Origin of the sequence: Streptococcus mitis, assembly GCF_002096925.1 — a bacterium.
Taxonomy (GTDB): Bacteria; Bacillota; Bacilli; order Lactobacillales; family Streptococcaceae; genus Streptococcus; species Streptococcus mitis_AF.
Genome location: NZ_NCVN01000012.1, coordinates 18,768 through 40,611, shown reverse-complemented (window position 1 = coordinate 40,611; position 21,844 = coordinate 18,768). Strand labels below are relative to the sequence as shown.

Here is a 21,844-nt window from a genome sequence, read left to right as displayed (position 1 = left end):
AGAACCTCCTTAGTTCCCTATTGCAAAGGTAAGAGTACCACTGGCCGCAAGCTTGCCATCCACTTCAGCCTTTGCTTCAACTACAGCAATCGTGCCACGACGTTTGACAAAAGTCGCTGTCATAACCAATTGGTCGCCTGGTACAACTTGCTTCTTGAACTTAACCTTGTCCATACCAGCGTAAAAGACTAGTTTACCCTTATTTTCAGGCTTAGACAACTCCAAAACACCAGCAGTTTGCGCCAAGGCTTCCATGATTAGAACACCTGGCATAACTGGATATTGAGGAAAATGGCCGTTAAAGAAGGGCTCATTGATAGTCACATTTTTGATGGCAACAATGGTGTCCTCGCTCACTTCCAATACACGGTCTACTAGGAGCATAGGATAACGGTGGGGAAGGGCTTCTTTGATTCCTTGAATATCGATCATTTGATACGTACCAATCCTTTACCAAACTCAACCATTTCTTCGTTAGAAACGAGAATTTCCGTTACCACACCATCCTTAGGAGCTGGGATTTCATTCATGACTTTCATAGCTTCGATGATCACCAATGTTTGACCTTTTTTGACACTATCACCAACTGAAACGAAGGCAGGTTTATCAGGTCCAGCAGCCAAGTAAGCCACCCCAACAAGTGGGCTCTCTACAACATCTCCCTCAGCAGCTACACTTGCTTCAACTGAAGCAGGAACTTCTTCCACTACAGTTTCTACTGGAGCAGATGTTGAAGCTACTGGACTTGGTGTTGCTACAGCAGGCGCAGGAGCGACCTGAGGTGCAACTTCAGGCACAAGTCTAGCTTCATTCTTGCTAAACTGTAACTCATCCGTCCCATTTCTATAAGAAAATTCTCTCAAACTTGATTGGTCAAATTGAGCCATCAAGTCTTTAATATCGTTTAAATTCATAGTTATTTATTCTCCCAACGTTTGAAAGCAAGAACTGCATTGTGGCCACCAAAACCAAAAGTATTTGAAATAGCGTATGGAATTTCTTGCTCCAAGCCTTGTCCATAAACGACATTGGCTTCGATATAATCTGATACTTCACTTGTTCCAGCTGTCATTGGTACAAAGTTATGACGCATAGCCTCGATTGTTACGATAGCTTCTACTGCACCTGCAGCACCCAGCAAATGTCCTGTGAATGATTTGGTTGATGATACAGGCACTTCCTTACCAAGAACAGCTACGATGGCACCACTTTCTCCTTTTTCATTAGCAGGAGTTGACGTTCCGTGAGCATTGACATAGGCTACTTGCTCTGGAGAAATCTCAGCTTCCTCCAAGGCTAGTTTGATGGCTTTGATAGCTCCTTGACCTTCTGGATGAGGAGAAGTCATATGGTAGGCATCACAAGTATTTCCGTAACCAACCACTTCAGCAAGGATAGTAGCCCCACGTTTTTCAGCGTGTTCAAGGCTTTCAAGAACTAACATCCCAGAACCTTCACCCATGACAAAACCATTACGGTCCTTATCAAATGGAATGGAAGCACGAGTTGGGTCCTCTGTAGTTGAGAGAGCAGTTAGGGCTTGGAAACCAGCAATAGCAAAAGGTGTAATAGAAGCTTCTGAACCACCTACCAACATAACATCTTGGAAACCAAACTTAATTGAGCGGAAGGCATCCCCAATCGCGTCATTTGATGAAGCGCAGGCAGTATTGATAGATTTACAAACACCGTTTGCTCCAAAACGCATAGCAACATTTCCTGAAGCCATATTTGGCAAGGCTTTTGGAAGGGTCAATGGTTTCAAACGTTTTGGTCCTTTGTCATTTAGGCGAAGCACTTGATCTTCAATTTCCTTGATTCCACCAATACCAGAGGCCACAATAACACCAAAACGATCTTTATCAAGAGCCTCTACATCTAAATTGGCATGATTGACAGCTTCTTGAGCCGCATACAAGGCATATAAAGAATAGTTATCAAAACGATTGGTATCTTTCTTTACAAAGTATTTATCAAAAGGAAAATCTTGGATTTCTGCTGCATTATGAACATCAAAGTCGCTATGATCAAATTTCGTAATTTGACCAATTCCGATTTTTCCAGTTGTCAAACTATTCCAAAATTCTTCTGGTGTATTTCCGATTGGAGATGTTACTCCATAACCTGTTACTACTACGCGATTTAGTTTCATCTTTTTCACCTCTAGCTTCTGCTACATACTTAAGCCACCATCAATGGCAACCACTTGACCAGTTAGATAATCTTGGCCTGCTAAAAATACTGTCAAATCTGCAACCTGCTCCGCTTGTCCAAATTCTTTCATAGGAATTTGAGCCAGCATAGCATCTTTTACCTTGTCTGATAGAACAGCTGTCATATCGGACTCAATCATTCCAGGTGCAATAGCGTTAACCCTGATATTGCGATTGGCCACTTCACGAGCCACAGACTTGGTAAAACCAATCAAACCAGCCTTAGAAGCTGCATAGTTAGCTTGACCGATATTTCCCATCAAACCAACAACACTAGACATATTAATGATAGCACCTTCTCTGGCTTTCATCATCGGTTTCAAGACTGATTGTGTCATGTTAAAGGCACCAGTCAAGTTAACCTTGAGCACTTTTTCAAAATCCGCCTCTGTCATCTTGAGCATAAGGGTATCTTGGGTAATCCCTGCATTATTGACCAAAACATCTACTGAACCCAGCTCTGCAATAGCTTGATCAACCATACGCTTAGCGTCTGCAAAATCTGACACGTCTCCTGATATAGGAACCACCTTGACACCATAGTTTGAAAACTCAGCGAGCAATTCTTCTGAGATTGCCCCACGACTGTTTAAAACAATATTGGCTCCTGCTTGAGCAAACTTGTGGGCGATGGCAAGACCAATTCCACGACTCGAACCTGTAATAAAGATATTTTTATTTTTTAGTTGCATTCTTTTCTCCTGTTTCCTCTTGTATTTATGGGAGAAGGGATTACTTGTTTTCTAGCAAAGTTTCCAAACTAGCCTGATCTTCAACATTGGCTAGTTTAGCGGTCTTATCAATTTTTTTGACAAAGCCTGACAAGACTTTCCCCGGGCCAATCTCGATAAAGTTGGTTACGCCTGCTTCTTGCATAACCGCAATACTTTCATAGAAACGAACTGGTTCCTTGATCTGACGCGTCAAAAGTTGAGCAATGTCTTCTTTTTTCATGACCGTAGCTTCTGTATTGCCGACTAGGGGACAAGTAAAATCTGAAAAACTTACCTGAGCTAGAGTTTCAGCTAGTTTCTGGCTAGCAGGCTCAAGGAGAGCGGTATGAAAAGGTCCTGAAACCTTGAGAGGAATCAAGCGTTTAGCTCCTGCTTCCTGCAAGAGTTCAACAGCTCGGTCAACTGCAGTCACTTCTCCACCAATCACAATTTGTGCAGGTGTATTATAGTTGGCTGGGGTAACTACTCCAAGTTCAGAAGCTTTTCGACAGACTTCTTCAATAACCTCTACTGGCGTATTGAGAACTGCTACCATCTTGCCAGAACCAGCAGGGGCCGCTTCTTCCATATAGGCTCCACGCTTAGCTACCAAGGCTACCGCATCTTCAAAATCTAAGGCACCACTGGCCACCAAGGCAGAATATTCTCCAAGGGACAAACCAGCAACCATATCAGGCTGATAGCCCTTTTCTTGCAATAAACGGTAGATAGCAACTGAAGTTGCTAAAATAGCTGGTTGCGTATAGCGGGTCTGATTGAGTTTTTCTTCTTCCCTATCAATAAGATGACGCAAATCATAACCGAGTACCTGACTTGCTTGATCAATCGTTTCTTTGACAATAGGGTAGTGATCATAGAGATCCCGTCCCATACCTAGATACTGGGCACCTTGACCAGCAAATAAAAAGGCTGTTTTAGTCATTTCTTACAACTCCTGCCCAACGAGAGGCTTCTTCTTGAATTTTCTTAGCTGCTCCGTAATACAAATCTTTTAGGATTTCTTCAACGGTTTCTTCTTTGGAAACAAGCCCTGCAATTTGACCTGCCATGACAGAGCCTCCATCCACATCTCCGTGAACAACCGCTTTGGCTAGTGCACCTGCTCCCATTTGTTCAAAAATTTCCAAATCTGGATTTTCTTGTTTAAAAGCATCTTTTTCAGCTTGTTCAAAATCACGAGTCAACTGATTTTTAATCGCACGAACAGCATGTCCAAAGTGTTGAGCTGAAATCGTAGTATCAATATCTCTAGCTTTTAAAATTTTCGCCTTATAATTTGGATGGGCATTAGACTCTTTTGCAACGACAAAGCGAGTTCCAACCTGAACAGCTTCTGCACCTAGCATAAAGCCAGCCGCAGCACCTTCACCATCCGCAATCCCTCCTGCAGCAATAACAGGAATAGATACAGCAGCAGCAACCTGGCGCACCAAGGTCATGGTTGTTAATTTACCGATATGCCCCCCAGCTTCCATTCCTTCTGCAATAACAGCGTCCGCACCGATTTTTTCCATGCGTTTAGCTAGGGCAACACTCGGTACAACAGGAATAACCGTAATACCAGCTTCATGGAAGCGTTCCATGTATTTGCTTGGATTTCCTGCGCCTGTTGTAACTACCTTAACCTCTTCCTCGATAACGAGGTCTACAATATCTTCCACAAAGGGAGACAAGAGCATGATGTTGACACCAAAGGGTTTATCAGTCAATGATTTGATTTTATCAATATTTGCCTTGACAACTTCTTTAGGAGCATTCCCCCCACCGATAATCCCTAGTCCTCCAGCCTTGGAAACAGCTCCTGCCAAATCACCATCAGCAACCCAGGCCATTCCTCCTTGGAAAATAGGATAATCAATGTTCAATAATTCTGTAATACGTGTTTTCATAGTGCCTCCATCGTTTCTTGCTTACGTAATAGTTCGATACCGTCATAATTTGACAATCAAACTATTGCCTAAACAAGAGGGAGCGGGTTTCCCTACTCCTTCTATTTGTATTCTGCTTATTTTGTTTGCTCTTCAACGTAGGCAACCAAGTCACCAACTGTTTTCAAGTCATCTTCTGCTTCGATTTGGATATCAAAAGCATCTTCGATTTCTGAGATTACTTGGAACAAGTCCAATGAATCTGCGTCTAAATCATCAAAAGTTGATTCAAGTGTTACTTCTGATGCGTCTTTTCCAAGTTCTTCAACGATAATTTCTTGTACTTTTTCAAATACTGCCATGATAGGACTCCTTTAAAATAAATAGTTTTTTTATAACAATGTGTTCACCACATGATTACCTAAATTGTAAGAATGAGCGTGCCCCAGGTCAAGCCTCCACCAAAGCCTGATAGAAGAACAGTCTGGCTACCGTCTAAACGGATGAGGCCTTGTTCTACACACTCTGAAAGTAAAATCGGGATACTGGCTGCACTGGTATTTCCATACTCCATCATATTTGCTGGAAGTTTAGCTCGGTCGACACCGATTTTTCTAGCCATCTTATCCAAGATACGGTCATTAGCCTGATGAAGTAGTAAATAATCCAAGTCTGTCGCCTCTATAGGAGACTCATCAATAGTCTGTTTGATAGACTTGGCTACATCTCTAATGGCAAAATCAAAGACTGCGCGTCCATCCATCTTCAAAAATGAATCTGCATTTTCTTGATCTGAAAATGGAGAATGCAAGCCTGAATGTCCATAGGTCAGACACTCACTGCGACTTCCATCGCTATTGAGACTCTCAGCTAAGAAATGCTCTTGCTCGCTAGTTTCTAGCAAGACTCCACCAGCACCATCTCCAAACAACACAGCTGTTGATCGATCTGACCAATCAACTGCCTTAGAGAGGGTTTCACTACCAATCACTAAGCCTTTTTGAAAGCGACCAGAAGCGATAAACTTTTCAGCAGTTGATAAGGCAAATACAAATCCACTGCAAGCTGCTGTTAGGTCAAAAGCAAAGGCCTTATTAGCACCAATATTGGCTTGGACACGAGCAGCTGTAGAGGGCATCATAGAATCTGGAGTAATAGTAGCTAGAATGATAAAATCCAGCTCTTCTCCTGTGATTTCAGCTTTTGCCATCAGTTTCTGAGCAACCTCTGTAGCCAAATCACTAGTAGATTCTGTTCTTGAAATATGCCTTTGTCGTATTCCCGTCCGACTTGAAATCCACTCATCATTGGTATCCATAATCTGAGCCAAATCATGATTTGTAACCACTTGCTCTGGCACATAATGAGCAACCTGGCTTATTTTTGCAAAAGCCATTATCTCAAATCCTCCAAAAATTGATAAAGATTAGTCAAACCTTTGCTCATAACCTCAATTTCTTGCTTACTCATACCATCAATGATTTTTTCAACCATGGCCTTGTGGAAGCGTTTATGTAGCCTATGAACCAAGCGACCTTTCTTTGTCAAATGCAGATGTACCACACGTCGATCATGTTCTGAACGAATGCGTTCAATGTAACCCTTACGTTCGAGATTATTCAAACTAGTCGTAACTGTCCCAAGAGTCACCATCAACTCTTTTGACACTTGACTTGGTGTCACATCTGGAACTTTTCCAATCACATCAATCGTATGCATTTCTTTGATGGAGATATCCTTGAAACGACTACCCCTCAAGCTAACTTCCTCAATAACGAGGACATTGTTAAATATAGACGTTAAGTATTCATTAATTCGTTGGTAGTCCAATCTTTCCTTCCCTCCTTTTCAAAAAAACTTTTAGAATCAAAACATTTGACAAAAGAATTATATCAAAGTTCAAAGAATGGTGCAAGTATTTTTTTATTTTCCTGTAAATTTAGGTCGTCTTCTTTCCGAATGAGCCCGAACTCCTTCTTTGAAATCCTCTGTTTTCGCTAGTGATTCCTGTAGGTTCAGTTCTAAAGCAGCATAATCTTGCCAGTCTTTAAATTGACTCTCCCAAACCAACTTCTTGATGGCAGCATAGGAATTAGCTGACCCGCGTCTCAATTTTTTAAGAAGCTGTTCTCTCGTCTTTTCAAGTTTATCAGCTTCAGAGACCCGATAAACAAGACCCCACTCCAGAGCTTTTTCTGCGGACAAAGCCTCACCTGTCATGGCTAATTGAGCAGCACGCGTCACACCAATACTTCGACTCAAGAGATGAATTCCTCCTGCATCCGGAGCCAAGCCAACTCCAACAAAGGCTTGGATAAATTTAGCCTTATCCGTTGCCAGACAGAAATCTGCAGCAACAGCCATATTTGCTGCGGCACCTGCAACAGCCCCATCAACCTCCATCAAGACAGGTTTAGCAATTTGCTTGATTTTATAAGAAATAGTATTGACCAATTCTGCGATTTTTGTCAATGATGGAATATCATCCTCATCCACCGCCCGCTTCATCTCTACTAAATCTCCCCCAACTGAAAAGACTTTGCCATTCGCGTTGATTAAGACAAAATGCACAGCCGGATCCTCTTCTGCCAAAGTCAGAGCTTCTAAAATCTCCTCACACATAGGAATATGAAAACCATTCGCGACCTCAGGACGATTCAAGGTAAGGATTGCCAAATCCTCTTCAAGCTGATAAATAATGTGTTCCATCGGGACTCCTTTTTATTTTATAAGCAGTTTATACTCTTCGAAAATCAAATTCAAACCACGTCAGCTTCGCCTTGCCGTACTCAAGTACTGTCTACGGCTAGCTTCCTAGTTTGCTCTTTGATTTTCATTGAGTATTAAATTATTTTATTTTCAAAGTATATCTTTTTTAAAACTCGAAAGCAAGGAAAAATCGACTAAAAGTGTCTCAGCCGATTGGCAAGGATCGCTTTATCCTAGAAAGCATCTTACTTTCTTCATTGAAAAAAGGCTTTCTTTCTGCTATAATCGTATAAAATACTTACTTTAGGAGTTCTTATGAAAGTTGTTAAATTTGGAGGTAGCTCTCTTGCCTCTGCTAGTCAATTAGAAAAAGTTTTAAACATCGTAAAAAGCGATTCAGAGCGTCGTTTTGTAGTCGTTTCTGCGCCTGGTAAACGCAATGCTGAAGATACTAAGGTTACGGATGCCTTGATTAAATACTACCGCGACTATGTTGCTGGTAACGATATTAGCAAGAGCCAAAACTGGATTATCGACCGCTATGCTGCGATGGTTAGTGAACTAGGTCTTAAACCAGCTGTGCTAGAAAAAATTTCCAAAAGCATTCGCGCCTTAGCCACTCTTCCTATTGATGAAAATGAATTTCTCTACGACACTTTTCTAGCAGCCGGTGAAAATAACAATGCTAAATTGATTGCTGCCTATTTTAACCAAAATGGGATTGATGCACGCTATGTGCACCCTCGAGAAGCTGGTATTGTGGTCACAAGTGAACCTGGCCATGCTCGCATCATTCCATCAAGTTATGATAAGATCGAAGAATTGACAAATGCAAATGAAGTCCTTGTCATTCCTGGTTTCTTTGGAGTTACCAAGGAAAATCAAATCTGTACCTTCTCACGTGGAGGATCAGACATTACAGGTTCAATCATTGCTGCCGGTGTTAAGGCAGACCTCTACGAAAACTTTACGGATGTTGATGGTATCTTTGCAGCCCACCCTGGTATTATCCACCAACCACACTCGATTCCTGAGTTAACCTACCGTGAAATGCGTGAGTTGGCCTATGCAGGATTCTCAGTTCTTCATGACGAAGCGCTTCTTCCTGCCTACCGTGGAAAAATTCCTCTGGTTATCAAGAATACCAACAATCCTGACCATCCAGGTACTCGTATCGTTCTAAAACACAGTAGTGATGAATTTCCAGTTGTGGGAATTGCTGGTGACTCAGGCTTTGTCAGCATTAATATGTCGAAATACCTCATGAACCGTGAGGTGGGATTTGGACGCAAGGTTCTTCAAATCCTTGAAGATCTTAACATCGGTTGGGAACATATGCCAACAGGCATCGACGATCTTTCAATCATCCTCCGTTCTCGCGAACTAACTCCTATCAAGGAAGAAGAAATCCTTCGTCAGTTGGTTCAAAAGGCTGAAGTAGACCATGCAGAAATCGAACACGACCTTTCTATCATTATGATTGTTGGTGAAAAGATGAAGAGCCATATCGGAGTAACTGCTACTGCGACACGCGCTCTATCTGAAAACAAGATCAACATCCAGATGATGTCGCAAGGTTCTAGTGAAGTTTCTATTATGTTCGTTGTCAATAAAGACCAAGAGAAAGCAGCAATCAAAGCCCTCTACAATGCCTTTTTCGGTGAAAGTAAGGAAGACTAACCATGGCCCAATCTCTTAACAAAACAGTGCTTCTCAATACAACAGGTACCTCCTACCTCTCTATAGCTGGGAAAGTTGGGAAATTTCTTGTCGGAGATCAGGCTCTGGAATTTTACCCAGATGTCAATGTCGAACAATTTATCCAGATTCCTTGGAGCCATATCAACCAGATTGGGGCCAATGTCACTGGGCGAAAAATCAGTCGCCACTTCGAAGTCTTTACAGACAGAGGAAAATTCCTCTTTGCTTCAAAAGACTCAGGTGCCATTCTTAAAATTGCTCGCGAAAAACTGGGCAATGACAAGGTCGTCAAACTTCCGACCCTGATTCAAACCATTAGTCAAAAATTTAAAAATCTATTTGCAAAAAAGTAGAAACTTTAGTATAATCATAGCAACGGATAAGTAGGTTATCTTCTTCTTTCAGAAAGTCTGCGGGTGCTGCGAGCAGATAGGAGGGATAGGTGAAATTCTACCGTTAGTAACAATTACATACACAATCAAGTGCACACCTGTGAAGTTGGATGGAACCGTGGCCCTGCCACTCCAACGCTTTGTCAGGTGTGCTTTTTTCACAAAGGAGTTCTTATGTTAGATATCAAACGTATTCGTACAGACTTTGATGCTGTCGCAGAAAAATTGGCTACACGTGGTGTAGATGCTGCTGTCTTGAATGAGATGAAAGAAATCGATGCTAAACGTCGTGACATCTTAGTCAAGGTTGAAACTCTCAAAGCAGAACGTAACACAGTTTCTGCTGAGATTGCCCAAGCTAAGCGCAACAAGGAAAATGCAGATGACAAGATTGCTGCCATGCAAAATCTATCTGCTAAGGTTAAAGCCTTGGATGCTGAATTGGCAGAAATCGATGCTAAATTGACAGAATTTACCACTACTCTTCCAAATATTCCAGCTGATAGCGTTCCTGTTGGGGCTGACGAAGATGACAATGTGGAAGTTCGCCGTTGGGGTACTCCACGCGAGTTCGACTTCGAGCCAAAAACTCACTGGGACCTTGGTGAAGACCTTGGTATTCTTGACTGGGAACGCGGTGGTAAGGTAACAGGTGCTCGCTTCCTCTTCTATAAAGGCCTTGGAGCTCGCCTAGAACGTGCTATCTACAACTTTATGCTAGATGAACACGGAAAAGAAGGCTACACTGAAGTCATCACGCCTTACATAGTTAACCACGACTCTATGTTTGGGACTGGTCAATATCCAAAATTCAAGGAAGATACTTTTGAACTCAGCGACAGCAATTATGTCCTTATTCCTACAGCTGAGGTTCCTCTAACAAACTACTACCGTGATGAAATCCTTGACGGTAAAGACCTGCCAATCTACTTCACTGCTATGAGTCCTTCATTCCGTTCTGAGGCTGGTTCAGCTGGTCGTGATACTCGTGGCTTGATTCGTTTGCACCAATTCCACAAGGTTGAAATGGTCAAATTTGCCAAGCCAGAAGAATCTTACGAAGAATTGGAAAAAATGACAGCCAACGCTGAAAATATCCTTCAAAAACTTAACCTTCCATACCGTGTCGTTGCTCTCTCTACTGGAGATATGGGCTTCTCAGCTGCTAAAACTTATGACTTGGAAGTTTGGATTCCAGCACAAAATACCTACCGTGAAATTTCAAGCTGTTCAAACACAGAAGATTTCCAAGCCCGTCGTGCCCAAATCCGTTACCGTGATGAAGCAGATGGCAAGGTGAAATTGCTCCATACCTTGAACGGTTCTGGACTTGCAGTTGGACGTACAGTGGCTGCTATTCTTGAAAACTACCAAAATGCAGATGGTTCTGTGACCATCCCAGAAGTTCTTCGTCCATACATGGGTGGCGCTGAAGTTATCAAACCATAAAAATAAGGCCTAGCTATTTCTAGCTAGACCTTTTTTCGTAACCAAGTTAGATAAGCACCTAATACAAAGAATAAAATAGTGAGGCATATAATAGTTTCAGCCAGTACCAAATAATCCAAAAATGGAAGTTTCAAGATTCCCTGAGCCATCTTGAGCGAAGTAGCTGTGATAATGGTCGGGAAGGTGAGGGCTGAAAAGGCTGGTTGAAAGCCTTGTTTTAAAATATTGGGCAGGCGAGTCAAAACAAAGAAAAAGAAGGATTGAGAAAGCAAGATCATGACAATCAAGACCCAGGTTTGTAGGCTGGCTCCTCCAACCCGAACCAGAGAAGCCAAGAGTAGAGAGAAAGGAGCACAGTAGATTCCTTCTTGCCCAAGCAAGGCTAGTGGGAGCGGATGTTTCTTTAAATCGCTATAAATAAGGGGATAGAGATAGAAGGTTAGGAGAAAACCAAAACTCAAGGTCGCATAGGCAATTTCGATGATACCTACAAGAGGATAGGTCAAGGCTGCTACTGCTATCCCCACATAGAGAACCGTCCAGCTAGGAGTCGCATGAACCCTCCGCCCCGGATAGGCAAATTTAATGGTGAAACCAGCAATCAAGAACAAATCCAAGAGAAATGAAAACCACCAAAGTCCTTGCGCTACCAAAGGGAAATGAGGGAAGACTCGAAAGACATAAGTCGATAAAATCATCCCAGCCATGGGAAAGGTCGCCATTCCTGACAAAAGAGGAGGCTTGGTCAATTCTTGCTTGGTTTCCTTCCAATTAAACAGATGCAAAATCAGAAAGTAAATCCATAAAACCAAACCTGTCAGACTCAACAGATGAGACAGAATCGGCAACGTATCTAACATAAGATTTCCAGCTCCTGCCAAACCTAGCAAACAACCAGAAAATACCAAGGGGAGTTTTTTCATCCTAACCTCCAATAATCATGTTAATTTCAGTATAGCATAAAAGCGCTTAAATGAGAGCTTAAAAAAACGAAGTCCGTTGATTTCAGACTTCATTTTTTGCTCAGATATGAATTATGCATAAGGTTGCAATTCTGGGTTAATAGGTGTATTGGCTAGGTTGTTGGCATAGTTACAGAGACTTGCTAGGCTGACACCAAGGACTACATCCAAGGCATTTTGGTGGGTATAGCCAGCTTCTAGAAACTCAGCCAAGGCTTCATCTCCTACACGACCCTTGGTATTGATAACTGCCAAGGTAAACTTAGCTAGGGTGTCCAATTTAGGATCTGTTTCAATTGGAGTACGATTGCGAAGGGCTTGAAGCAGGTCATCATTCATCTGGATTTGTTTGATTGAAAAGGCTGTGTGACCTGCGACACAGAAGGCACAACCATTAGTTACGGCTGCCGTGATTTGCACCACTTCGCGCTCAACAGGTGTCAGGCTATTGCGGCGGTTGATAGCTCCGACAGTTCTGTAGGCTTCTAAGGCAGTAGGTGCATTAGCCAAGAGACCGATTAGGTTGGGAATATAGCCATTGTTATCTTTTTCTACTGTTTCAAGAACTTCTTTCACTTCTGCTGGTGCTGATTCTACTGTATGAATTGTAAATGTTGTCATTATAAAACCTCTTTTCATTTTGTTGAAACCTAGTCTATCACAGATTCTATACCTTGCATAATATATATTTTAAATTGCACCGATAGAAATTTTTTATGAAATCAAAAAATCACACGCGATGTGTGATTTCATTATTTATTAAAATACTTTTTAGTCTCAGCAATAACAACTGGTGATAAAACCAAGAGAGCAATCAAGTTTGGCAAAGCCATCAAGGCGTTGACGATATCTGCGATAATCCAAACCATATCCAACTCGATAAATCCTCCCAGCAAGACCATGAGCACAAAGACCACACGGTAGAGCCAGATAAAGCGAACACCGAAGAGAAACTCGAAACAGCGCTCTCCATAATAGTTCCAACCTAAAATTGTCGTGAAGGCAAAGAGAACAAGGAAGATGGTCAAAAGGGCAGGTCCAAAGTGTGAAAAGACTGTTGAGAAGGCTGACTGAGTCAAGGCAACCCCATTTAAGTCGCCGCTCCAAACACCAGTCACCAAGATGGTCAAACCAGTCAAGGTACAGATAATGAGGGTATCAATAAAGGTTCCTGTCATGGAAATCAATCCTTGCTCTACTGGTTCATTTGTCTTAGCCGCAGCTGCTGCAATGGGAGCCGAACCCAGACCAGATTCGTTCGAGAAAACACCTCGCGCCACACCATTTTGAATAGCCATTCGAATGCTAGCGCCAGCAAAACCACCCACCGCAGCAACAGGACTAAAAGCGGATGTCAATATTAAAGCGATTGTGGCAGGGAGTTTGCCAATATTGAAGAAAATAACTGTAAGTGTCCCTAAAATATAGATGATGGCCATAAAAGGAACAACAGTAGTTGAAACCTTTGAAATAGACTTGAGTCCGCCAAAGACTGCAATCGCTACTAAGACAGACAAAACAAGAGCCGTGATAGCTGGCGAAATAGTCGTTGTATTTTGGATAGATTCTGTAATCGAGTTGACTTGGGTAAAGGTTCCGATTCCCAACAAAGCTACTAAGACACCTGCGATAGCAAAAAAGATGGCAAGTGGTCGCCACTTTTCTCCCATCCCTAGAAGGATATAGTGCATGGGACCTCCCGCCACTGCACCATGGTCGTCCTTGGTACGGTATTTGATAGCTAGTAGTCCTTCCGCATACTTGGTAGCCATCCCAAAGAAAGCCGCCATCCACATCCAAAAGAGAGATCCTGGTCCACCGACCTTGATAGCTGTCGCCACCCCGATAATATTTCCCGTACCAACTGTCGCTGCTAGGGCTGTACACAAGGCCGCAAAGCTGGATACATCGCCATGCCCCTTGTCCTTAGTAAAAATAAGCTGGAAGGCCTTGGGCAGACGCAAAACCTGCAAGAGGCCTAGACGGGCAGTTAGGTAAATCCCTGTCCCGACTAAGAGAATCAAGAGGGGTGGGCCCCAAGCAAAAGCATCAATTGATTTAAGCAATTCTAACATTTCCTTCTCCTATCTTTTCAACCCCAAAAGAAAGAGCACATGCAAGATACATGTACTCTGGAATGCTTAGATAAATGCTAAAAAGCGGTCTATCCTAGCTCTGTCCTTTTACCTGAGAGTTTGAGCAGTTGCCTGCCTTGCCCCTTCGGTGCCTTTACGGTCTCTCCAGAGTTCCGTCCATTTACAGTCATGGAAAATCAAACGATTCCCCACTTCTATTAAACTTCATTCGGTGTTGGTATTTAATTGATTCTTATTTTACAAAAAATGTTGTCTTTTGTCAATGTTTTTATCAGTAAAACTTAATTCAACAGTTTTTACTGTATAAAGTCCAAAATACTGCTATCCTTTAAAAGTGACAATAGTCGCACCACTGCCTCCAGCATTTTGTGGGGCATAGCCGAAACTCTTGACATGCTTGTTTCTTTGTAGGTATTTGGTGACACCTTCACGGATGACACCTGTTCCGATACCATGGATGATATCAACTTGTGCCATATTGTTAAGCAAGGCTTGGTCGATAAAGGCATCTAGCTCATTCATGGCCTCTTCATAACGTTTGCCTCGAAGGTCCAGTCTAGCTTGTGGACCACGACCAGAAGTTCGTTTCACGATATTGACTTGTTTTTTCTTGACTTGCTTTTCTTGCTGAGCTTGAACAAGGTCAAATTCTTTCTCTTCTAAAGTCATCTTAATCAAGCCGACTTGGGCTTCCCAGCGGCCGTCCTTGAGTTGACTGGTCAAGGTACCTCGCTGGCCATAACTGAGAACCACGATATCATCTCCCACCTTTGGAGCTCGTTTTTTCTTGGCCTTTTGAAGAACCTTATTTTTAGACAAATCTACTTTTTCAGGAGCTAATTTTTTCAGCTTGGCCTTGGCTTCAATGATTTCGTGGGGCTTGAGTTGGGATTTGCTGTGGAGATTTTTGAGAATCTGGTCACTTTCACTTAGGGCCATGTCCACAATCTCAGCAGCCTGTTCACGCGCTTTGTTAAGCTCAGTTTCCTTTTCACGATCGAGCTCGTTGTAAAGTTTTTTGAGAGCACGGTTCATCTTGAGATTTTCTTGCTCCACCTCACGGATATTGTCCAAGCGTTTACGACTTTCAAGCGTCTGCTCTTCCAGTTGCTCAATAATCCGGTTGACATCATTGTCCTGATTGACCTGCTGGCTAGCATCTCCTACGATAACTTCAGATAGTCCTAAACGTTTAGCGATTTCGAAGGCATTGCTTCGACCAGGAACACCCTGCATAAAGCGATAGGTCGGGCGAAGAGTTGCAGTATCAAACTCCATGCTGGCATTTTGCACAAAGGCTGTTTCAATACCGTAGGCCTTAAGTTCTGGATAGTGGGTGGTCGCCATGGTCTTGACTTGACGCAGGCGAAGGTCCTCCAGAATAGCCATGGCAAGGGCGGCTCCCTCTTGAGGATCGGTACCAGCCCCCAACTCATCCAAGAGCAATAGTGAATGTTGGTTGACCTTGCCAAGAATATCCACAATATTGGTCATGTGGCTAGAGAAGGTAGACAAGCTCTGCTCAATAGACTGCTCATCGCCAATATCGGCAAAGATTTCTTCAAAAATACCAACACGACTTCCCTTGTCTGCTAAAATCGGCAAACCAGACTGAGCCATAACCTGCGTCAAGCCAAGGGTTTTGAGCATGATGGTCTTACCACCAGTATTGGGACCTGTAATGACAATGGCTGTTAAATCTTGACCAAAATGGACATCATTTGCGACGGCATTTTTGACCAGAGGATGGCAGACATGGAGCAGTTGAATCTCTTGATTTTCTGATAGCTGAGGAACGACTGCTTGCCTTTCTTGGATAAAGCGGACCTTGGCACGAATCAAGTCCAGATGGCCGATAATCCAAGCATCATTGGCAATCTCAGCCGCATGAGGGCGAACACGCTCAGAAATTTCTTGGAGAATGCGAAGCATTTCATAGCGTTCATCTGCTCGCAGACTAGCGATTTCTTCGCTCAGTTTGACCACCTCACGGGGTTCGATATAGACGGTGTTTCCGCTGGCAGAAATATCATGAACAACACCTGCAATCTTATTACGGTAAGTGTTTTTGACAGGTAGAACCTGACGGCCATTTCTGCTGGCAATAATCCCTTCTGTCAACATCTGCGCCTTTTGCTTGAGCAGGTCCTGTAAAACATCGCGAACTTGACTCTCGCTATCATGGATTTTTCGACGAATTCGCGCCAATTCTTCACTGGCAAAATTTTCAATGAAACCTGCATCATTAAAGGCCTGAAGATTTCCTTGTAATTGCGGAAAATCATGTAATTTCTCAAACCAGAGGGCTAGTTCTTCCAAATTGACATTTTCCAGATTGGCATAAAAACTTTGCAGTTCTCGGCTAGAAAGAAGCACGCGCTTCAAGAGTAGGAACTCCTCGATATTGAGGTCCGCCCCCATCTCCAAACGCTTGCAAACTCCTGAAATTTCCCTGGTTGCGAGAATGGTAAAATGCGGTTGCTCAACAAAGAGAGCCTGCATTTCCTTCATCTCAGCAAAAGCCTGTTTGATTTTATCTGCTTTGGCAGTCGGAGCCAGCTGTCTCAATTGCTCCAAGCCCTGCTCGGTCAACAAATGAGGTTCAAACAAGGCCTTGACCTTATTGAACTCTAATGTTTCTAATATTTTCTTGTTCATCTTTATTTCCTTGTCTTTGAATGTCTAGGTGTGGTAGCTTTTTACATTCTGATAGATTCGAGTCAATCTGTAAACAAAGGGCTAGGAAAATTCCTGCCCTTTTTATCCGATTAAATTTGTCACCCAGATTTGTTTGAGCCAACTAGTGGTTACTGGTATGCTCTGGATGATGTGTTTTGCGACGATACTCTTTTCAAGAGGATTTTGTATAGCTGCCATGGGAATGGTCGCCAAGATTGTCAAAGCCATCTGCAAGACAAATAAGGTCACCAACATGGATAAGATACCTGCTGAAACTTGGAACAACTTGCCACCCAATTTTTTACTAGGAATCAAGTGTAAGAGGAGACCAAGCAAACGACCGATGCTATAGACTATCCCAAATACAAGCAAGTAGCCGATTCCTGCGTAAAAGACCTTATCCAACTGAAAGAGTTGATCCGATGGGAAAAAGAAAGTTCCCTGACCTTCCTGCGGATTTGCATAAGGGACCAGCAAATGAAATTGCTCTCCTAGCCCCTTATAAAACTGGCCAGCCACAAAAGCTGATGCCATGGCTGAAATCAGGTAATAAACCTGTAAGAGCAGGCCTCTCCGATAGCCGATATAAAATCCCCAAGCCAAGACCAATATAAGAAAGAGTGAAATCATAAGGAATCCTCAATCTTGCTCTGTTCTTGCTTGCAAGTCACAAGCTTGTGACGGAGTTCTTCTAATTCTTGCTCCTTATCGTCAAATTCAATCTCACGGCTGAGTTGAGTTGACAAACAGTTGACTGCCAACAAAAGAGCAATCGTTTCATCATCTGCACTAGGCATTTGTTCTTTAATTGCTTGGTATTTTTCTGTCGCAACCTTGGCGATTTCCTCCATAAAAAGGTTATCATGCTCGGTTGTCAAGGTTAATGATTTTTTCCCGAATGTAAATTTGAATCGATTTAGATTTGCCATAAAATTCACCTCACGATATTATACCAAAATTCGCTAATTTTGTCAGTTTTTACAAATTTATCTGCTTTTATGGTACAATAGAAACTATGGCAAGTATAACACTCACACCAAGCGAAAAGGAGATTCAGGCTTTTCTTGAACACTATCAAACCAGTCTGGCTCCCAGTAAAAACCCCTATATTCGCTATTTTTTGAAACTGCCTCAAGCAACCGTTTCTATCTATACTTCTGGAAAGGTCTTGCTTCAGGGTGAAGGAGCTGAGAAATACGCTCGTTTCTTTGGCTATCAAGTTGTAGGGCAAACCAGCGGACAAAATCTCCCTTTGATTGGGACGGATGAGGTTGGAAATGGTTCCTACTTTGGTGGACTTGCAGTTGTGGCTTCCTTTGTCACACCTGACCAGCATGACTTCTTGCGAAAACTAGGTGTGGGGGATTCCAAGACACTGACCGACCAAAAGATCCGTCAGATTGCCCCTATCCTCAAAGAAAAAATCCAGCACCAGGCACTGCTTCTCTCACCAAGCAAGTACAACGAGGTCATCGGAGACCGCTACAACGCTGTTTCGGTTAAGGTAGCCCTCCATAACCAGGCTATCTATCTCCTTCTTCAAAAAGGCATTCAGCCTGAGAAAATTGTGATTGATGCCTTTACCAGTGCTAAAAATTATGACAAGTACTTGGCACAAGAGGCCAATCGTTTCAGCAATCCGATCAGCTTAGAAGAAAAGGCTGAGGGTAAATACTTGGCTGTCGCAGTTTCTTCTATCATTGCGCGTGATCTCTTTCTAGAAAATCTTGAAAATCTGGGACGAGAGCTGGGCTATCAACTTCCAAGTGGAGCTGGAACGGCTTCTGATAAGGTTGCTAGCCAGATTTTGCAGGCCTATGGAATGCAGGGACTCAATTTCTGCGCCAAACTGCACTTTAAAAATACTGAAAAAGCGAAAAAACGCTTAGAAAGGTAAGTTATGAATTCATTTAAAAATTTCTTAAAAGAGTGGGGATTGTTCCTCCTAATTCTGTCATTACTAGCTTTAAGTCGTATCTTTTTTTGGAGCAATGTTCGAGTAGAAGGGCATTCCATGGATCCTACCCTAGCGGATGGCGAAATCCTCTTTGTCGTCAAACACCTCCCTATTGACCGTTTTGATATCGTGGTTGCCCATGAGGAAGATGGTAATAAGGACATTGTCAAACGTGTCATCGGAATGCCTGGTGATACCATTCGTTACGAAAATGATAAACTTTACATCAATGACAAAGAGACAGATGAACCTTACCTAGCTGACTATATCAAACGCTTCAAGGATGACAAACTCCAAAGCACCTACTCAGGCAAGGGATTTGAAGGAAATAAAGGAACTTTCTTTAGAAGTATCGCTGAAAAAGCCCAAGCCTTCACAGTTGATGTCAACTACAACACCAACTTTAGCTTCACTGTCCCAGAAGGAGAATACCTTCTCCTCGGAGATGACCGCTTGGTTTCGAGCGACAGCCGTCACGTAGGTACCTTTAAAGCAAAAGATATCACAGGGGAAGCTAAATTCCGCTTCTGGCCAATCACCCGTATCGGAACATTTTAAGAGACCTAAGAGGCCGAGAATCGACAATCTCAGCCTCTTCTTCTATCGTGAGAAGATGATTCTTTAGTCCCAGTTTGATTAAAATAGAACCAAAGCCAACTCTCACCTACTCATGCAAAGGAATTTTATGGAAGTTTATTTTTCAGGAACCATTGAACGGATTATTTTTGAAAATCCCAGCAATTTTTATCGCATCCTTCTCCTAGAAATCGACGATACAGACGCAGAGAATTTTGATGATTTTGAAATCATTGTCACGGGCACCATGGCTGACGTGATTGAGGGAGAAGACTATACTTTTTGGGGACAAATTGTCCAGCACTCCAAGTACGGGGAGCAGCTGCAAATCAGCCGTTATGAACGCGCAAAACCAACTAGCAAAGGGCTTGTCAAATACTTTTCAAGTAGCCATTTCAAGGGAATTGGTCTCAAGACAGCTCAGAAAATCGTGGATACCTATGGCGATAATACCATTGACGAAATTCTGCAACACCCAGAAAAGCTAGAAGGCATTGCAGGACTATCTGCAAAAAATCGCGAGGCTTTCGTCTCCACCCTCCGTCTCAACTACGGAACGGAGATGGTTTTAGCCAAACTGGCCAACTACGGCATTCCCAATAAACTAGCCTTCCAGATTCAAGATTTTTACAAGGAAGAAACCCTTGATGTGGTTGAAAATTATCCCTACCATCTGGTTGAGGATATCAAGGGTTTGGGCTTTACCATTGCTGACCAACTAGCTGAGGAACTAGGCATCGAAAGTCAGGCTCCTGAACGCTTCCGTGCGGGACTAGTTCATAGTCTTTTTCAGGCCTGTATAGAAACAGGGGACACCTATGTTGAAGCACGGGATTTGCTGGAACAAACCCTTACTCTCCTTGAGTCTTCCCGCCCCGTGGAACTGGATCCCAGCCAAGTGGCCCAAGAACTCTCCTACCTGATTGAAGAAGACAAGGTCCAGCAGATTGATACCAAAATCTTTTATAATAGTCTCTTTTTCGCGGAGGAAGGAATCCGCAGTCACTTGGTTCGTATCCTTGAAAAAGGAAAACAGAAGAGCCAGGATTTAGAAACCATTCAAAAACATATCACTACTGTCGAAGCAGAGCTGGGAATTGAGTATGATAGTATTCAAAAACAAGCTATCTGTGATGCTATCCAGAACAAGGTCTTTATTCTGACAGGTGGACCTGGCACTGGTAAGACAACGGTTATCAATGGTATCATCGCTGTTTACGCCCTTTTAGAAGGACTTGACCTCAAGAAAAAAAGCAATCTGCCGATTCTTCTTGCTGCTCCAACTGGACGAGCAGCTCGCCGCATGAATGAATTGACAGGTTTGCCTAGCGCGACCATACACCGTCATTTAGGAATGACAGGTGACGATGATACCAGCCATCTTGAAGATTATCTGGATGCCGACTTTATCATCGTAGATGAATTTTCTATGGTGGATACTTGGCTGGCCAATCAACTCTTCTCCAATATCTCTTCTAACAGTAAAATTCTCATCGTGGGGGATAGCGATCAGCTACCGTCTGTCAGTCCTGGACAGGTTCTAGCGGATCTGCTTCATATTCCCTTGATTCCTCAGACTCGCTTGGAAAAAATTTACAGGCAAAGCGAAGAATCAACCATCGTCACCCTAGCTAGTCAAATTCGACAGGGCATCTTGCCAGCTGATTTCACCCAGAAAAAAGCAGACCGTTCCTACTTTGAAATTGCTAGTGGCCATATTCCTGCTACTATTGAAAAAATCTTAGGTGCTGCCCTCAGAAGTGGTATTCCTGCCCGTGATATCCAAGTTCTGGCTCCCATGTACCGAGGGACGACAGGGATTGATGCCATCAACCAGCTCATGCAAGACCTCCTGAACCCACCACAAAAAGACCAACTCAGTTTTGAAGCTCCCCAGTGCCACTATCGTAAGGGAGATAAGGTCATTCACTTGGTCAACGATGCTGAAATCAATGTCTTTAATGGAGATTTAGGAGCTATCACAGACCTGATTCCCGGTAAATATACCGAATCGAAACAAGACGAGATTGTCATTGATTTTGATGGCAACGAGGTCTCTTACCCACGTAACGAATGGTACAAGATTCGCCTGGCCTATGCCATGAGTATCCATAAGTCCCAGGGAAGCGAGTTTCCTGTTGTCATCCTACCGATTACCAGTGCTAGCAGGCGTATGCTGGAGCGAAATCTCATCTATACAGCCATTACACGCGCCAAAAGCAAGCTTATCTTACTAGGCGAATTACAGGCCTTTGATTATGCTACCCAACATATCGGAACTGCCCGAAAAACCTATCTGATTGAACGCTTCAGTGATTTATTGGAAAATGTTGAAGAAAAGCAACCAGCTGTCTCTGAAACTGCCACATCAAGTACCTCTGAACAATCCTACATTCTGACAGAAGAAAACTGGGACAGTATCCCAGCCATGATTGGGATTACAGACGCAGACCTCAAAGAAATTTTTGGAAAATAGTGCATAAGAAAACCCACCAATTCAGGTGGGAT

22 protein-coding genes and 1 riboswitch are annotated in these 21,844 nt (G+C 42.9%); of the genes, 6 read left to right on the top strand and 16 right to left on the bottom strand.

Features of this window, described 5'->3' with window-relative positions; all coding sequences use genetic code 11:
- Positions 1-9: 9 nt before the first annotated feature.
- The 10 genes from fabZ to B7692_RS03490 form a co-directional block, all read right to left on the bottom strand.
- Complete coding sequence (gene fabZ / locus B7692_RS03535) at positions 10-432, bottom strand: 3-hydroxyacyl-ACP dehydratase FabZ (protein ID WP_000565515.1); 423 nt, start codon at positions 430-432, stop codon at positions 10-12.
- Positions 429-914 (bottom strand): acetyl-CoA carboxylase biotin carboxyl carrier protein, encoded by a 486-nt coding sequence (accB, locus tag B7692_RS03530; protein ID WP_001052238.1) that lies wholly within the window; start codon positions 912-914, stop codon positions 429-431. Before accB ends, fabZ begins: the two co-directional genes overlap by 4 nt.
- Positions 915-916: 2 nt before the next feature.
- Positions 917-2,152, bottom strand: coding sequence for a beta-ketoacyl-ACP synthase II (gene fabF / locus B7692_RS03525; protein WP_049544789.1), 1,236 nt, complete (start codon positions 2,150-2,152; stop codon positions 917-919).
- 21 nt (positions 2,153-2,173) lie between these two features.
- Complete coding sequence (gene fabG, locus B7692_RS03520) at positions 2,174-2,905, bottom strand: 3-oxoacyl-[acyl-carrier-protein] reductase (protein ID WP_001176197.1); 732 nt, start codon at positions 2,903-2,905, stop codon at positions 2,174-2,176.
- A 40-nt stretch (positions 2,906-2,945) separates the two neighbouring features.
- Positions 2,946-3,869 (bottom strand): ACP S-malonyltransferase, encoded by a 924-nt coding sequence (fabD, locus tag B7692_RS03515; RefSeq protein ID WP_084929920.1) that lies wholly within the window; start codon positions 3,867-3,869, stop codon positions 2,946-2,948.
- Positions 3,862-4,836 carry an enoyl-[acyl-carrier-protein] reductase FabK gene (gene fabK / locus B7692_RS03510; protein WP_020901586.1) on the bottom strand — a complete coding sequence of 325 codons (975 nt, stop codon included), beginning with the start codon at positions 4,834-4,836 and terminating at the stop codon, positions 3,862-3,864. The genes fabD and fabK overlap by 8 nt, the downstream gene beginning before the upstream one ends.
- 116 nt (positions 4,837-4,952) lie before the next feature.
- Positions 4,953-5,177, bottom strand: a complete 225-nt coding sequence (locus B7692_RS03505; protein ID WP_000257838.1) for an acyl carrier protein — start codon at positions 5,175-5,177, stop codon at positions 4,953-4,955.
- 59 nt (positions 5,178-5,236) lie between these two features.
- Positions 5,237-6,211 (bottom strand): beta-ketoacyl-ACP synthase III, encoded by a 975-nt coding sequence (locus tag B7692_RS03500; protein ID WP_084929919.1) that lies wholly within the window; start codon positions 6,209-6,211, stop codon positions 5,237-5,239.
- A complete protein-coding gene (fabT, locus tag B7692_RS03495) occupies positions 6,211-6,645 on the bottom strand; it encodes a fatty acid biosynthesis transcriptional regulator FabT (protein ID WP_000386355.1) in 435 nt (144 codons plus the stop codon). Before fabT ends, B7692_RS03500 begins: the two co-directional genes overlap by 1 nt.
- 93 nt (positions 6,646-6,738) lie before the next feature.
- Positions 6,739-7,524: an enoyl-CoA hydratase gene (locus B7692_RS03490; protein WP_045612219.1), complete on the bottom strand. Its 786-nt coding sequence runs from the start codon at positions 7,522-7,524 to the stop codon at positions 6,739-6,741.
- Positions 7,525-7,839: 315 nt separating this feature from the next.
- Here B7692_RS03490 and B7692_RS03485 point away from each other — a divergent pair, with 315 nt between their 5' ends.
- From B7692_RS03485 to serS, 3 genes are all read left to right on the top strand, one after another.
- Positions 7,840-9,204, top strand: a complete 1,365-nt coding sequence (locus tag B7692_RS03485; RefSeq protein ID WP_045612220.1) for an aspartate kinase — start codon at positions 7,840-7,842, stop codon at positions 9,202-9,204.
- Between the two features lie 2 nt (positions 9,205-9,206).
- On the top strand, positions 9,207-9,578 hold the full coding sequence (locus tag B7692_RS03480; RefSeq protein WP_000079350.1) for a DUF956 family protein: 372 nt from the start codon (positions 9,207-9,209) through the stop codon (positions 9,576-9,578).
- Positions 9,579-9,791: 213 nt separating this feature from the next.
- Positions 9,792-11,066 (top strand): serine--tRNA ligase, encoded by a 1,275-nt coding sequence (gene serS, locus B7692_RS03475; RefSeq protein ID WP_084929918.1) that lies wholly within the window; start codon positions 9,792-9,794, stop codon positions 11,064-11,066.
- 23 nt (positions 11,067-11,089) lie between these two features.
- Here the strand turns inward: serS and B7692_RS03470 are convergent, their stop codons facing one another.
- From B7692_RS03470 to zapA, 6 genes are all read right to left on the bottom strand, one after another.
- Positions 11,090-11,989 carry a TDT family transporter gene (locus B7692_RS03470; protein ID WP_084929917.1) on the bottom strand — a complete coding sequence of 300 codons (900 nt, stop codon included), beginning with the start codon at positions 11,987-11,989 and terminating at the stop codon, positions 11,090-11,092.
- 111 nt (positions 11,990-12,100) lie between these two features.
- Positions 12,101-12,649: a carboxymuconolactone decarboxylase family protein gene (locus B7692_RS03465; protein ID WP_084929916.1), complete on the bottom strand. Its 549-nt coding sequence runs from the start codon at positions 12,647-12,649 to the stop codon at positions 12,101-12,103.
- A 131-nt stretch (positions 12,650-12,780) separates the two neighbouring features.
- Positions 12,781-14,103: an alanine/glycine:cation symporter family protein gene (locus tag B7692_RS03460; RefSeq protein ID WP_045612226.1), complete on the bottom strand. Its 1,323-nt coding sequence runs from the start codon at positions 14,101-14,103 to the stop codon at positions 12,781-12,783.
- 90 nt (positions 14,104-14,193) lie between these two features.
- Positions 14,194-14,282: riboswitch (glycine riboswitch) on the bottom strand.
- 163 nt (positions 14,283-14,445) lie between these two features.
- Positions 14,446-16,782 (bottom strand): endonuclease MutS2, encoded by a 2,337-nt coding sequence (locus B7692_RS03455; RefSeq protein ID WP_084929915.1) that lies wholly within the window; start codon positions 16,780-16,782, stop codon positions 14,446-14,448.
- Between the two features lie 102 nt (positions 16,783-16,884).
- A complete protein-coding gene (locus tag B7692_RS03450; RefSeq protein WP_049544779.1) occupies positions 16,885-17,433 on the bottom strand; it encodes a CvpA family protein in 549 nt (182 codons plus the stop codon).
- The gene (gene zapA, locus B7692_RS03445) at positions 17,430-17,732 is read right to left on the bottom strand and encodes a cell division protein ZapA (RefSeq protein ID WP_000002022.1); all 303 of its coding nucleotides are present in this window, start codon (positions 17,730-17,732) and stop codon (positions 17,430-17,432) included. Before zapA ends, B7692_RS03450 begins: the two co-directional genes overlap by 4 nt.
- Before the next feature lie 86 nt (positions 17,733-17,818).
- Here zapA and rnhC point away from each other — a divergent pair, with 86 nt between their 5' ends.
- From rnhC to recD2, 3 genes are all read left to right on the top strand, one after another.
- On the top strand, positions 17,819-18,700 hold the full coding sequence (gene rnhC, locus B7692_RS03440) for a ribonuclease HIII (protein ID WP_000146881.1): 882 nt from the start codon (positions 17,819-17,821) through the stop codon (positions 18,698-18,700).
- Positions 18,701-18,703: 3 nt separating this feature from the next.
- Positions 18,704-19,318, top strand: a complete 615-nt coding sequence (gene lepB / locus B7692_RS03435) for a signal peptidase I (protein ID WP_004245100.1) — start codon at positions 18,704-18,706, stop codon at positions 19,316-19,318.
- A 127-nt stretch (positions 19,319-19,445) separates the two neighbouring features.
- Positions 19,446-21,812, top strand: a complete 2,367-nt coding sequence (gene recD2, locus B7692_RS03430; RefSeq protein ID WP_084929914.1) for an SF1B family DNA helicase RecD2 — start codon at positions 19,446-19,448, stop codon at positions 21,810-21,812.
- Positions 21,813-21,844: the final 32 nt, after the last annotated feature.

What these genes read in the sequence shown, in the direction of transcription:
- fabZ (WP_000565515.1), bottom strand. Translation starts at nt 432, where the DNA reads ATGATCGATATTCAAGGAATCAAAGAAGCCCTTCCCCACCGTTATCCT.
- accB (WP_001052238.1), bottom strand. Translation starts at nt 914, where the DNA reads ATGAATTTAAACGATATTAAAGACTTGATGGCTCAATTTGACCAATCA.
- fabF (WP_049544789.1), bottom strand. Translation starts at nt 2,152, where the DNA reads ATGAAACTAAATCGCGTAGTAGTAACAGGTTATGGAGTAACATCTCCA.
- fabG (WP_001176197.1), bottom strand. Translation starts at nt 2,905, where the DNA reads ATGCAACTAAAAAATAAAAATATCTTTATTACAGGTTCGAGTCGTGGA.
- fabD (WP_084929920.1), bottom strand. Translation starts at nt 3,869, where the DNA reads ATGACTAAAACAGCCTTTTTATTTGCTGGTCAAGGTGCCCAGTATCTA.
- fabK (WP_020901586.1), bottom strand. Translation starts at nt 4,836, where the DNA reads ATGAAAACACGTATTACAGAATTATTGAACATTGATTATCCTATTTTC.
- B7692_RS03505 (WP_000257838.1), bottom strand. Translation starts at nt 5,177, where the DNA reads ATGGCAGTATTTGAAAAAGTACAAGAAATTATCGTTGAAGAACTTGGA.
- B7692_RS03500 (WP_084929919.1), bottom strand. Translation starts at nt 6,211, where the DNA reads ATGGCTTTTGCAAAAATAAGCCAGGTTGCTCATTATGTGCCAGAGCAA.
- B7692_RS03490 (WP_045612219.1), bottom strand. Translation starts at nt 7,524, where the DNA reads ATGGAACACATTATTTATCAGCTTGAAGAGGATTTGGCAATCCTTACC.
- B7692_RS03485 (WP_045612220.1), top strand. Translation starts at nt 7,840, where the DNA reads ATGAAAGTTGTTAAATTTGGAGGTAGCTCTCTTGCCTCTGCTAGTCAA.
- B7692_RS03480 (WP_000079350.1), top strand. Translation starts at nt 9,207, where the DNA reads ATGGCCCAATCTCTTAACAAAACAGTGCTTCTCAATACAACAGGTACC.
- serS (WP_084929918.1), top strand. Translation starts at nt 9,792, where the DNA reads ATGTTAGATATCAAACGTATTCGTACAGACTTTGATGCTGTCGCAGAA.
- B7692_RS03470 (WP_084929917.1), bottom strand. Translation starts at nt 11,989, where the DNA reads ATGAAAAAACTCCCCTTGGTATTTTCTGGTTGTTTGCTAGGTTTGGCA.
- B7692_RS03465 (WP_084929916.1), bottom strand. Translation starts at nt 12,649, where the DNA reads ATGACAACATTTACAATTCATACAGTAGAATCAGCACCAGCAGAAGTG.
- B7692_RS03460 (WP_045612226.1), bottom strand. Translation starts at nt 14,103, where the DNA reads ATGTTAGAATTGCTTAAATCAATTGATGCTTTTGCTTGGGGCCCACCC.
- B7692_RS03455 (WP_084929915.1), bottom strand. Translation starts at nt 16,782, where the DNA reads ATGAACAAGAAAATATTAGAAACATTAGAGTTCAATAAGGTCAAGGCC.
- B7692_RS03450 (WP_049544779.1), bottom strand. Translation starts at nt 17,433, where the DNA reads ATGATTTCACTCTTTCTTATATTGGTCTTGGCTTGGGGATTTTATATC.
- zapA (WP_000002022.1), bottom strand. Translation starts at nt 17,732, where the DNA reads ATGGCAAATCTAAATCGATTCAAATTTACATTCGGGAAAAAATCATTA.
- rnhC (WP_000146881.1), top strand. Translation starts at nt 17,819, where the DNA reads ATGGCAAGTATAACACTCACACCAAGCGAAAAGGAGATTCAGGCTTTT.
- lepB (WP_004245100.1), top strand. Translation starts at nt 18,704, where the DNA reads ATGAATTCATTTAAAAATTTCTTAAAAGAGTGGGGATTGTTCCTCCTA.
- recD2 (WP_084929914.1), top strand. Translation starts at nt 19,446, where the DNA reads ATGGAAGTTTATTTTTCAGGAACCATTGAACGGATTATTTTTGAAAAT.